13 protein-coding genes are annotated in these 11,985 nt (G+C 68.0%); 9 read left to right on the forward strand and 4 right to left on the reverse strand.

Going from position 1 to position 11,985, the window contains the following annotated elements:
* Positions 1-40 precede the first annotated feature (40 nt).
* Together CA982_RS04255 and CA982_RS04260 are read left to right on the forward strand one after the other, a co-directional pair.
* Positions 41-1,030: an ABC transporter substrate-binding protein gene (locus CA982_RS04255; protein WP_086534095.1), complete on the forward strand. Its 990-nt coding sequence runs from the start codon at positions 41-43 to the stop codon at positions 1,028-1,030.
* 71 nt (positions 1,031-1,101) lie between these two features.
* Entirely contained in the window at positions 1,102-2,388 is a 1,287-nt protein-coding gene (locus CA982_RS04260; protein ID WP_086534096.1) for a lipase family protein, read from the forward strand.
* 1 nt (position 2,389) lies between these two features.
* Here the strand turns inward: CA982_RS04260 and CA982_RS04265 are convergent, their stop codons facing one another.
* The 3 genes from CA982_RS04265 to CA982_RS04275 all read right to left on the reverse strand — a co-directional run bounded on the left by CA982_RS04265 (position 2,390) and on the right by CA982_RS04275 (position 4,415).
* Positions 2,390-3,118 carry a GAF and ANTAR domain-containing protein gene (locus CA982_RS04265; protein WP_244176122.1) on the reverse strand — a complete coding sequence of 243 codons (729 nt, stop codon included), beginning with the start codon at positions 3,116-3,118 and terminating at the stop codon, positions 2,390-2,392.
* A 125-nt stretch (positions 3,119-3,243) separates the two neighbouring features.
* Entirely contained in the window at positions 3,244-4,104 is an 861-nt protein-coding gene (locus CA982_RS04270; protein ID WP_086534097.1) for an SDR family oxidoreductase, read from the reverse strand.
* A 62-nt stretch (positions 4,105-4,166) separates the two neighbouring features.
* Positions 4,167-4,415: a hypothetical protein gene (locus CA982_RS04275; protein ID WP_086534098.1), complete on the reverse strand. Its 249-nt coding sequence runs from the start codon at positions 4,413-4,415 to the stop codon at positions 4,167-4,169.
* 225 nt (positions 4,416-4,640) lie between these two features.
* Here CA982_RS04275 and CA982_RS04280 point away from each other — a divergent pair, with 225 nt between their 5' ends.
* From CA982_RS04280 to CA982_RS04300, 5 genes are all read left to right on the forward strand, one after another.
* Positions 4,641-5,315, forward strand: a complete 675-nt coding sequence (locus tag CA982_RS04280) for a PAS and ANTAR domain-containing protein (RefSeq protein WP_086534099.1) — start codon at positions 4,641-4,643, stop codon at positions 5,313-5,315.
* A 247-nt stretch (positions 5,316-5,562) separates the two neighbouring features.
* Complete coding sequence (locus tag CA982_RS04285; protein WP_086534155.1) at positions 5,563-6,684, forward strand: glycosyltransferase; 1,122 nt, start codon at positions 5,563-5,565, stop codon at positions 6,682-6,684.
* Complete coding sequence (locus tag CA982_RS04290) at positions 6,677-7,786, forward strand: glycosyltransferase family 4 protein (protein ID WP_086534100.1); 1,110 nt, start codon at positions 6,677-6,679, stop codon at positions 7,784-7,786. The genes CA982_RS04285 and CA982_RS04290 overlap by 8 nt, the downstream gene beginning before the upstream one ends.
* Positions 7,783-8,763: a hypothetical protein gene (locus tag CA982_RS04295; protein WP_086534101.1), complete on the forward strand. Its 981-nt coding sequence runs from the start codon at positions 7,783-7,785 to the stop codon at positions 8,761-8,763. Before CA982_RS04290 ends, CA982_RS04295 begins: the two co-directional genes overlap by 4 nt.
* Positions 8,760-9,620: a glycosyltransferase family 2 protein gene (locus tag CA982_RS04300; RefSeq protein ID WP_086534102.1), complete on the forward strand. Its 861-nt coding sequence runs from the start codon at positions 8,760-8,762 to the stop codon at positions 9,618-9,620. The genes CA982_RS04295 and CA982_RS04300 overlap by 4 nt, the downstream gene beginning before the upstream one ends.
* Here the strand turns inward: CA982_RS04300 and CA982_RS04305 are convergent.
* The gene (locus CA982_RS04305; RefSeq protein ID WP_086534156.1) at positions 9,592-10,017 is read right to left on the reverse strand and encodes an ATP-binding protein; all 426 of its coding nucleotides are present in this window, start codon (positions 10,015-10,017) and stop codon (positions 9,592-9,594) included. The two genes, CA982_RS04300 and CA982_RS04305, sit on opposite strands and share 29 nt — an antisense overlap.
* Before the next feature lie 320 nt (positions 10,018-10,337).
* Here CA982_RS04305 and CA982_RS04310 point away from each other — a divergent pair, with 320 nt between their 5' ends.
* A complete protein-coding gene (locus tag CA982_RS04310; RefSeq protein WP_086534103.1) occupies positions 10,338-10,802 on the forward strand; it encodes a hypothetical protein in 465 nt (154 codons plus the stop codon).
* 3 nt (positions 10,803-10,805) lie between these two features.
* Complete coding sequence (locus CA982_RS04315) at positions 10,806-11,984, forward strand: zinc-dependent alcohol dehydrogenase (RefSeq protein WP_086534104.1); 1,179 nt, start codon at positions 10,806-10,808, stop codon at positions 11,982-11,984.
* The last annotated feature ends 1 nt before the right edge of the window (position 11,985 follow it).

The raw sequence follows: 11,985 nt of genomic DNA on the forward strand, positions 1-11,985 counted from the left end.
CGCTTGATCCGAGATGATTGGTTACCCTAACCTAACCTCCATGCACTCGAAACGGCCTCTCACCGTCCCGGTCCTGCTCGTCGCCGTGCTCGTGTTCGCCCTGGGGTGTTCCTCCGGAAATGACGGGAACTCCGGTGGGAACTCAGCGGAGTCGACAGAGCGGACCACTGTCGACCATCAGTACGGGTCGACAGTGGTCGAGGGCACGCCGAAGCGGGTGGTCACCCTCACCGGCGCAACCGCCTGGTCCGACTCGTTGATCAAACTGGACGTCCCGATCACCGCCGAGTTCGTCTCCGCCGGATACTCGGGTCCGGGCAACCGGTTCGCATGGACCCCACCGCACGAGTCGACCGTCATCCCGGTCGACGTCGGCGCCTCGCCGGACGTCGCCGAGGTCGCGAAGCTCGACCCGGACCTGATCCTCGCGGGTTACCTGCCCGACCGTGCGGCGTACGACATCCTGTCGAAGATCGCGCCGACCATTCCCGTCATGAGCACCGAGACCGTCAACGACACCTGGCAGCAGGTGTTGAGCACCGCGGGCACGATCTTCGGCAAGGAGGACCAGGCGTCCGAAGCGCAGACCGAGGTCGACGCGAAGATCGAGGCAATCAAGAAGAAATACCCTGCGGTCCAGGGCAAGACCGCGACCTTCGGTCAGCTCACGCCGGAGCGTCAGTTCGGTGTGGTCACCTCCGACAAAGATCCGTCGGCCAAGTTGCTCGCAGAACTCGGCCTGCGGCTCGACCCCCGCGTCACCACGCTCTCCGACAACGGCCAGCGCGTCATCGTCTCGAGCGAGCGGGTGGATCTGCTCGGTTCCGATCTGCTGATCTTCTGGCCGTTGGTGGGCGGGCCCGAGGTCTTCGCTACGATCCCGGGATGGGACTCGTTGCCCGCGGTCCGGTCCGGCGCAACGGTGTTCCTGACCAACGACACCGCCTCGGCGTTCGGGGCGCCGACGGTCTACTCGGTTCCGTGGGCGGTCGACGCCCTCGAGCCCGCACTCTCGAAGCTCACCGCATGAGCGGTGCGGTGAGCAGCGTCGTCGTTGCGTAACACCCGCCCATACCGGTCCGTTCGGTGCTTAGATGAGCCATGTCGTTCGGGGTGCGCACGAGTTGGCTGCGCGTGGGTGTCATCGGTCTGGTCGTCGGCGTGATCGCCGGAATGCTCGCGAGCGCGCCTCCGGCGCAGGCGACGCCCGGCCCGGGATCGCCGTTGCCGTCGGCCGATCCGTTCTATTCCTACGACGCCTCATTGGCCGGGGTCGCGCCCGGCGCGGTGCTCCGCAGCCGTCCCATGCAATTCCGGACGCCGACGATGTCCACGCCGATCACCGGCTCACAGGTGCTCTATCGCACCACCGACCAGTTCGGCCGGAGCGTGGTGACGGTCGCGACCGTGCTCCGGCCCCTGACCCCGGGCCCCACGCGCCTGGTCTCGTATCACATGGCCTACGACGCGCTCGGGTCTCAGTGCGATCCGTCGTACACGCTCAGCGGCGGGTACACCAACGGCACGGCAACCGCCGAACAAGGCGTCATCGCAGGCTATCTCGCGGCCGGCTACACCGTCGTGGTCCCCGACTACGAGGGCGAGAAGCTGCAGTGGACCATCGGCCGGCAGTCGGGATACGCCGCGCTCGACGGCGTCCGCGCCGCGCAGTCCTTCCTGCGGTTGCCGCAGTCGACCCCGGTCGGCCTGGTCGGCTACTCCGGCGGGTCGATCCCGACACAGTTCGGCGCCGAGGTCGCGCCGCGATACGCCCCCGAACTCAACATCGTGGGTGCCGCCGCGGGCGGCCTGCCCGTGGACCTCGCGCACAACCTGCCCTACATCAACGGCAGCGCGAAGTGGGCGGGCGTCATCCCGGCGCTGGTGGTCGCCTACCAGCGGACCTACCGACTCGACACGTCGACGTTCCTGTCCGCGCGCGGCCGGCAGGTCGCCGCAGACGTCAGCGACGAGTGCATCTCGGAGTTCGCGTCGAAGTACGCCGGACTCACCAGTGCGGACATGGTCAAACCGCCGTACACCGGACTTCTCGACGTCCCGCAGGTCGTGCGGGCGATCAACGACAACATCATGGGTCGTTCCGGCACCCCGGCGACCAAGATGCTTCTCGCGGTGGGCCATTACAACGCGATCGGCGACACCCTGATGATCACCGGCGACGTCATCGGCCTGGCGGACGACTACTGCTCGCGCGGCGTCGACATCACCTACCGGCAGCTCAACGGTCTGACCCACCAGGAAGCTTTCCTGCCGTTCGAACCCCTTGCGCTGCACTACCTCACGGAGAGGTTCGCGGGGGCGCCGACGCAGAGCAACTGCGGTTCGCTACCGCGCGGGAACAGCCTGGCACCGCTTCCGGTGCCCTGAGTCACGTTCGCGGCGGTTTCTCGGCGGCGATGACGTGCTCGGCGAGCTGCGCGAGCGGGATGTTGCGCTCCTGCGAGAGCCGCTTCAGCAGCGAGAACGCATCCGCCGCGTCGACCGAGAATCGCTCCATCAGCATCCCTTTCGCCTGACCGATGACGTCACGGCTGGCCAGCGCACTACGAAACTGCTGCCCGCGCCGGGCCTCGAGCAAGGCAATGGCGGCGTGAGTGGCCAGATCGTTGGCGTGATCCTCGAGCGAGGGACTGGCCAGGCGAGGGGTCTCGGAGTAGAGGTTGAGCGCACCCAGTTCGTGGTCCCCGATGAACAGCTGCATCGACAGGGAGGATCGCACCGGGGTCTCGCGACGCACCGAGTCGACGAACGCCGGCCAGCGCGTCTCGAACTCCACGTCGTCGATCCGGATGGTCCGTTCCCGCCAGATCGCGTCGAAGCACGGACCCTCGTCGTGGGCCTCCTGGAGGGCGTCGACCGTCTTGGGGACCGGACCGGTCGCGGCGGTGGACGTCAACTGCGCGAGCCGATCGGCCGAACCGCGACGGGTGACCAGTGTGACCCCGGCATGGTCGACGCCTGGCAGCACCCGGACGGCCGCTTCGGTGACCTCGAGCAGCATTCCCTCGGGGTCGATCACGTCTTCCCCGGGATCGCCGTGGAGTTCCCGTGCGAGTCGCCCGATCTGATCGCGAATGTTCTCGTTCGAGACGGGCACCGTCCGCCTCTCGTCGTGGTTCCGCTTTCCGTGTCGGCGTAGCAGTGCGACGCCGACATCATCGGATTTTACCCTCGAACCGCTTCATGCGGCGGTCTCATGGGATCTCGATGCGCTCCGGTGATCTACCCCGGCAGAGTCTCGCCACCGATCGGCGCGAGGACTTCGCCGGTGTAGTACGACGACAGCTGCTCGGCTGCGAAGAACACATATGACGGCGCGATCTCGTCCGGTTGGGCGGCGCGGCCCATCGGCGCCTGCGTGCCGAAGTCCTTGACCGCCTCGGCCGGCATCGTGGCCGGGATGAGCGGCGTCCAGACCGGACCGGGCGCCACACAGTTCACGCGGATCTTCCGCTTCATCAGCGACTGGGCCAGCGAGTAGGTCAGCGCGAGAACTGCTCCCTTGGTCGCCGAGTAGTCGATGAGACTGTCGTTGCCGCGCAGCCCGTTGATCGACGAGGTGTTGATGATGGCGCCGCCGCCGGTCAGATGCGGGACCGCGGCACGGGTGGTGTGGAAGAAGCTGTCGATGTTGACGTCGAACGTGCGCCGCCACTGCTCCGGCGTCAGTTCCAGGAAATCGTCGACGATCTCCTGGTAGGCGACGTTGTTCACCAGGATGTCCAGCGCACCGAGTTCGTCCACGGTCCGCTTCACGATGTCGGCGCAGTGCGCCGGGTCGGCGAGATCGCCGCGATAGGCGCGGGCCTGTCGACCCTCCGCCTCGATGAGCCCGACGGTGTGCCGGGCGTCGTTGTCCTCTTCCAGGTAGGCGATGGCGACGTCGGCCCCTTCTTTGGCGAAGGCGACCGCGACCGCTCGGCCGATCCCCGAGTCACCGCCGGTGATGAGGGCGGTCTTGCCCGCGAGCAGATCGCGCCCGCGGTACTCGCGCATCTCGTCGCGCGGTCGGTCACCCATCTCGTCGGTCTCACCGGGGTACGGGATCGTCTTCGCCACGTGCTCGGAATTCTCGTCACTCATGGGCGACGAATGCCCGCGCGGCGGCGGCCGGAAACATCGCCGCCGGCCCCATCGCGGCGGCGTCAGGGATTCTCGTCGGGAATCTCCTGGTCGAGCTTCTCGTCGAGCGACTCGCCTTCGCGCTGTTCGCGGGCCGTCGTGCCGGTGCGGTCGCTGGCCGACCAGTCCTCGGGCGGATCCATGCCCTCCTCGAGCGGATCCTGGCCCAGTCGGTCCTCGTCGAGATCCTCGAAACCGGCCGTCGACGTCAGATCGGGATTGATGCCCTCGGTCGCCGCTGCTGCGCTGTCACCCACGTTGTCGGTGCTCATTCTCGTCCTCTCGTCGTAGCCGGAATCGGCGCTCGGATGCAGCCGGGGTCTCCGGCCCGGGTTGCTCGCAGTACCCGAGCGACACGGTGCCGAAACGATCTCCGCGAGTCCGGCTTCGACGACACGGACCAGGCCGATTCTCGCTCGGCACGACGGCCAGGTAAGCTCATCTTTCGCCCGAGACCGCTGGCATCCATGTTGAATTTGTGGTTTGTAGGGGTGAGGGTGACAGACGCCAACGATCACACCGCCGGCGAGTCCCGTATCAGTCACGTCGGCAGCTTCCGATTCCTGTTCGACACCCAGGAGTGGGAGTGGTCCGACGAGGTCGCCGAGATGCACGGCTACCGACCCGGTGAGGTCACTCCGACGACGGAGCTGATCGCCGGGCACAAGCATCCAGAGGACCGGCAGTCGTTCGAGGAATTGCTCGCGACCATGCTGGACCGCCGCATCCCGTTCTCGAGCCGGCATCGCATCGTCGACACCCAGGGTGAGGTCCGTCACGTCGCGGTCGTCTCGCAACAACTCACCGACGACTCCGGTGCGGTCATCGGCGCCGAGGGTTTCTACCTCGATCTGACGGCGATCGAGGAGCGCGCGGTCAAGGACCGCGTCGACGAGCATGTCGCGCGGTTCCGGGAACACCAGGGCGTCATCGAACAGGCCAAGGGCATGATCTCGCTGGCCTACGGGGTCAGTGCCGATCGCGCGTTCGAGGTCATGCGATGGCGGTCGCAGACCGCGAACGTCAAGGTGAACGAACTCGCGCGGTCGATCGTCACCGGGGTCCACAAGTACGTGGTGCTGCCGGACCCTGTGCGGCAGTCCTTCGACCACCTGCTGCTCAACGCGCACCGCACCGAGGACCAGAGCTCTCCACACTCGAACTCACACTGATCACAACACCGTTCACCGGGTACCTCGGCGGTTTCGCCGCCGGCGATCCGGGGTATTCGTCCCCGAACGAGAACTGGCCGGAGATCGGCAGTCATCGGCGGCTCGCGAAGCCGCGATCGCGTAGGCCCGGTTGAGAACACAGCCGTTGCGACCCGAGTGAACGGATGTGGCAGTGAGCAGTGGGCAGCCCAGCGGAACAGGAACCCTCGAGACCACGGGGGTGAGCACCACACGAGATCGGTCGGTCATGCCGGCGGGTCCCCGCCGGCGCACGGACGTCGGCACCACCCGCGTGCGCGTCGCGTCGGTGCCGCAATCCCATGTGTACGTCCGGCACCTGTCGCCGCTCAACGGAGCGGTCAGCGACCTCGACACCGGACCGGTGTCGGTGGTGCGCCTACCCGATCCGGCACCGGCCGACGGCGCGAAGGTGCCGGGCGGCTGGTGGCCTCCGCTGATGCTCGATCCCGCGTGGATTGCGCGGCATCACACCGAGTTCGACGTCTTCCACATCCACTTCGGGTTCGACGCCATCGAGCCGGCGGTGATGTCGGCGGTGATCGACGAACTGCGCACCCACGGCAAACCGCTCGTGTACACGCTGCATGATCTGCGTAACCCGCATCACCCCGAGCCGGGACGTCACGAAGAGGTCCTCGACCTCCTCGTGCCCGCTGCGGACGAGGTCATCACGTTGACCCCGGGCGTGGCCGATGAGATCGCCCGTCGCTGGCACCGGGAGGCGACCGTCCTCCCCCACCCGCACGTCGTGCCGCCGGGACGATTCGCCGCACGCGAACCGAACACCGACGAGTTCGTCGTCGGCGTCCACGCCAAGAGCATCCGCGCCAACATGGACCCCCTGCCGGTCATCATGACCCTGCTCGAGGCCGCGGCCGACTACCCGGACATGACCGTCCAGATCAACCTGCACGACGAGGTGTTCGTTCCGGGTGAGCACGCCTACAACCCCGACTTCGGCACGACCGCCCTGGCACTGTCGCGGCACCCCTACGCGCGCGTGCGGGTCCATGACTATTTCACCGACGATCAGCTGTGGGACTATCTGCGGAGCCTGTCCGTATCGGTACTCCCGTACCGGTTCGGAACGCACTCGGGCTGGCTCGAGGCCTGCCACGATCTCGGTACCACCGTCATCGCACCGACTTGCGGCTTCTACCGGGAGCAACAGGAGTGCCTGTCCTACGAGTTCACCGAGGACCACTTCGATCCGGACTCGCTGGTTTCCGCTGTGGCGCAGGCCTATACGGCTCGGCGGTCGGCCGCACTGTGGCCGGAGCGACGTGCCCAGCGCCAGTCGCTCGCCGAACACCACGCCGCCCTCTACACCCGGATCCTGGATGCGTGACACGCTGAAGATCGCCATCGTCGCATCGAGCCGCTATCCGATCGCACAGCCGTTCGCCGGCGGACTCGAGGCCCATGTCTGGCATCTGACTCGCGCCCTGACCCTCGCCGGACACGAGGTCACGCTGTTCGCGGGTGCCGGTAGCGACCTCCCGGTCGACTCGGATCGCCTGCGCGGCGAGCTGTTCGAGCCGTCCGCGGCCGCACGCTCGGATGTGTCGATGCCTCAGCTCGAAGCGCTGCAGGATCATCACGCGTATCTGTCGCTGATGCTCTCGTTCACGCGCAACCCCGGCGACTACGACGTGATCCACAATCACAGCCTGCACTACCTCCCGGTCGCCATGGGTCCGGCGGTGCAGACCCCGATGGTCACCACGCTGCACACCCCGCCGACGCCGTGGCTCGAGTCGGCTCTGACCCTCGCGCCCGGTACGCGGTGCGTCGCGGTCAGCCGGCACACGGCACGGTCCTGGTCGCATGTTCTCGGCGACATCCCGGTGGTGCACAACGGAGTTCAGCTGGAGCGCTGGCCCACCGGTCCGGGCGGGGACGATCTGGTCTGGTTCGGTCGGTTCGTCCCGGAGAAGGGGGCGCATCTCGCTATCGAGGCCGCGCAGCGCGCCGGGCGCCGGCTCCGGCTGGCCGGACCCATCAGCGACACACGGTATTTCGAGCAGCAGATCGCTCCGTCCCTGGGCGGCCTCGTGCACTACGAGGGACACCTCCACCAGCACGACCTGGCCCGGCTGGTGGGGTCCTGCGGGACGACCCTGGTGAGCCCCGTCTGGGACGAACCGTACGGGCTCGTGGTCGCGGAGTCCCTCGCGTGCGGCACCCCGGTGGCGTGCTTCGCGCGCGGGGGTATCCCGGAGATCGTCGGCGACGACGCGGGCGTCCTCGTCCCGCCGGGCGATGTCGACGCGCTGGCACTCGCCGCGGAGCAAGCGCTCACCATCGACCGGCGACTCGTGCGGCGCCGGGCCGAGGAGCACTGCTCCGACACCGCGATGATCGGCCGGTACACCGACATCTACGCCGATCTGGTCGCCGGACGTCCGGTCACCGGCGCCGAGTCGCCGGCCCTGGAGGTACCGGTGTGATCGGTTACTACGTCCACCACCAGGGACGCGGACACTGCTCCCGCGCCACGGCCATCGCCGGCCGGATCGACACCGACGTCGTCGCGCTGACCAGCGCGTCGCTGTCCGATCCGGCCTTCAGCGAGGTGATCACCCTCGACCGCGACGACGCCGACCCCGAGCCCCGCGGGGTCGACGTGCATGGCCTGTTGCACTGGGCGCCGCGGCACGACCGTGGTCTGCGGACGCGCATGGCGCAACTGGCGGAGTTCGTCGCCGAGCGCACCCCGGCGGCCGTCGTCGTCGACGTGTCGGTCGAGGTCACCCTGTTCCTCCGGCTGCTCGGCGTACCGGTGATCGTGACAGCACAACCAGGGGTCCGCGACGACCTGCCGCATCAGCTCGCCTACCGGGCCGCCGATGCGATCATCGCGCCCTGGCCCGCCGAGCTGTATCAGCCGGACTGGCTTCGGGAGCACCTGCCGAAGACGGTCTTCACCGGCGGCATCTCCCGCTTCGACGGACGGCTTCCGGTCTCGCACCCCACCTTTGCCACCGACATACTCGTCCTCACCGGCGCCGGCGGGGAACGCGGGGTACCGCACCCGGCGGCCACTCTGGCCGACGAGCTCCCGGGACGCACCGTCGTCGGGCTCGGACCTGCGTTCGGAACGTGGGTCGACGACCCGTGGCCCTTCTTGTGCAGCGCCCGGGTGACCGTCATCGGTGCGGGTCAGGGAAGCGTCGCCGACGCCGCTGCGGCGGGCCGACCGGCCGTCGTGATCCCCGAGGACCGGCCGTTCGCCGAACAGCGGGCAACCGGCAACACCCTGGCGCGCTCCGAACTCGCGCTCGTGACGTCATCATGGCCGGACACCGAGACGTGGCGGTCGATCCTCGACACCGTCGGGGACTCGTCGCCGGCGTGGTCGCGGTGGCACACCGCGGGTGCCGCCGGGCGTGCCGCGCGCGCCATCGAAGCGGTCGCCCACCGATGACCGGCTCGCCCGACGTGGTCGCGGTGATCACGATCGTGTCGGGGCGACACGTCCACCTGCGGCGCCAGCTCGAGGCCTTCGGCCACTCAACCCACCGGCCCGACGTGCACATCATCGTGGCCATGGACGATCCGGACATCGCCACGGTCGTCGCGGATCATCCGGTGCGTGTCATCCACATCCGCAACGACGACCCGCACACCCTGCAACTCGCCGACGCGCGCAACGCCGGGGCAGCGGCCGCGATCGCGGCGGGGGCGACGATCCTGGTGTTCCTCGACGTCGACTGCATCCCCGGTCCGGACCTGCTGGGGCGGTACCTGCGGTCCTGCGCGGCGACGCCGGACCTCAAGCTCCTCTACTGCGGTCCGGTCACCTACCTGCCATCCGACCAGCCGACCTTCGACGCCCGTGAACTCTCCCGGTTCACCGACCCGCACCCGGCGCGTCCGTCACCGGGATGCGGACAGACCCAGCTCTCGTCGGAACTGATGCTGTTCTGGTCGCTGTCGTTCGCCGTGCGGGCCGCCGACTGGCTGGCCCTCGACGGCTTCCACCCGGGCTACCGGGGCTACGGTGGCGAGGACACGGACTTCGCGATGTCCGCGCGCAACAACGGGTTCCGGATCGCCTGGGTGGGCGGCGCACACGCCTATCACCAGCACCACGCCGTGTCGAACCCGCCGATCGAGCATCTCGCGGACATCCTCCGCAACGCCCGGGTCTTCCACCGGCGCTGGGGCACGTGGCCCATGGAGGGATGGTTGCGCGCCTTCGCCGAACGCGGTCTCGCGGCCTACGATCCAGTCGGCGATGATTGGCGGTTGGTCAGCGGCGGAACTTCGAGAACCGGATGACGACGCCGTGGGACTCCGAGTCCGTCAGCGGTTCGTCGTAGGAGATCGTGTGGGTGTCGGTCACGGTCTGCACGATTCGCCAGCCGAACGTCGACTGCTTGAGCGTCACGCCGCCGACGAGTTCGCCGCGGATCTCCCCGACCACGCCCTGCGGTGACAGGTGCAGCGTGAGCTCGATCGACGAGTCCTCGGCTGCGGCGGAGATGATCTGGGAGCAGATCTCGTCCACGGCCACCTTGGCGTCGATGACGTCGTCGAGTGCCCAGTCGTCGATGTAGAGAGCGGTCTCGACCAGCCCTCGTACCAGTGCGAGGCGATCGGTGGCGGCCGGAACCCGCAGGACCGTCGGCGCTCGGCCGTCGATCGATAGCTGGGACGTCGCGTCGGAATCGGTCATCAAATGAGTCTTCTTCGCCCGTTGCTTGGTGGTGCCGATCTCGGCTGGTCTGGTCATGAGTGCCCCGTGATTCCGTGTTCCAAACCGCGGCTCGAGGAGTTCGCCGCGCTGAGCGTGCCCCCAACACGTCTGGCCACGGTAGCAGAGCATTTCTCGGCACTCGGACCCGATGAGACTGACATCTCGTTTCGTCCCAATTCCGACGAGGCGTCCGCGCGATGACGTTTCATCCCCGGCCCGACGCGGTAACCCGTCCGCACCGAGGCCGGTCGTCCAGCACCGGCCACCGAGCCACAACCAGACAGTGCAGGGAGTGCACCATGCCAGATCTGACACCCGACCGAGAAGTCGCCTCGCGCGAGGCGATCGCCCGACGTCCGGCGCGAAAGTCACGAGGGCTGAAGGCGATCGGCCTCCTCGGCTTCGTCTGCCTCGGACTCATGCTGGTACTCGCGGGCCTCGCGATCGCCGCCGGCGCGGGTGATCGTGATGCGACGGTGTGGCTGGCGGTGGGCGCCGTCCTCGCGGGGCTGCTCGCGATCGGCCTGCTCATCAGCAGCCGGGTCCTGCTTCGACGCCGCGCCGCCCGAGACGGTGATCGCGCCCATCAGGACCCGATCCAGCCGGAGACCACCGCCGAGGAGGCCGAGCGGTACGAGGAACGCTTCCACGACTTCCCGGTCGAACACGCCGGAAAGCGAGAGCGCGGACGGGACGACCGTTTGGACGAGATGCACGACGACGGTCATCGGCACAACCGGCGACACAACGAGGGAAAGGCCTGAAGAATGCGCGCAGTGACCTGGCAGGGCAAACGACACGTGTCGGTCGACACCGTGCCCGACCCGAAGATCATCGAGCCCACCGACGCCATCATCAAGGTCACCTCGACCAACATCTGCGGATCCGATCTGCACCTCTACGAGGTGCTCGGCCCGTTCATGCAGGCCGGTGACATCCTCGGACACGAACCGATGGGGATCGTCGAGGAGGTCGGCAGCGAGACCGGCGACCTGCGGGTCGGCGACCGCGTCGTCATCCCGTTCCAGATTTCTTGCGGCTCATGCCTTTTCTGCCACGACGGGCTGATGACGCAGTGTGCGACGACGCGCGTCACCGACCAGGGTATGGGCGCCGCACTGTTCGGCTACTCCCAGCTCTACGGTTCAGTACCCGGCGGACAGGCCGAGTATCTCCGCGTGCCCCAGGCACAGTTCACGCACATCAAGGTGCCGCTGGAGAAGCCCGATTCGCGGTACGTCTATCTCTCTGACGTGCTGCCGACGGCCTGGCAGGCCGTGGCCTACGCCGAGATCCCCCGGGGCGGGACCGTCACGGTGCTGGGCCTCGGTCCGATCGGCGACATGGCCGCCCGCATCGCCGCGCACCAGGGCGCCCGGGTCATCGGTGTCGACCGCGTACCCGAACGGTTGGCCCGCGCCGAGGCCCGCGGCATCGAGACCGTGAACTTCGACGCGGTCGACAACGTCGGCGACGCCATCCGCGACCTCACCGGCGGACTGGGCACCGACTCGGTCATCGACGCGGTGGGCATGGAGGCCCACGGATCGCCGATCAACAAGGCGCTGCAGAGCGTCGTCGGACTGCTGCCCGACGCCGTGGCCCGCAAGGCGATGTCCGAGGTGGGCACCGACCGGCTCGGAGCGCTCTATTCCGCGATCGACATCATCAAGCGCGGCGGCACGATCTCGCTGTCCGGCGTGTACGGCGGCGCGGCCGACCCGCTGCCCATGCTGACGATGTTCGACAAGCAGATCCGGCTGCACATGGGACAGGCGAACGTGAAGCGGTGGGTCGACGACATCATGCCGCTGCTCTCCGACGACGACCCGCTGGGTGTCGACACCTTCGCCACTCACGAGCTACCGCTCGACGAGGCGCCGCAGGCCTATGAGACCTTCCAGCGCAAGGACGACGGCATGGTCAAGGTGATCCTCAAGCCGTGAC

The organism is Gordonia lacunae (assembly GCF_002149015.1).
GTDB classification, from domain to species: domain Bacteria; phylum Actinomycetota; class Actinomycetes; order Mycobacteriales; family Mycobacteriaceae; genus Gordonia; species Gordonia lacunae.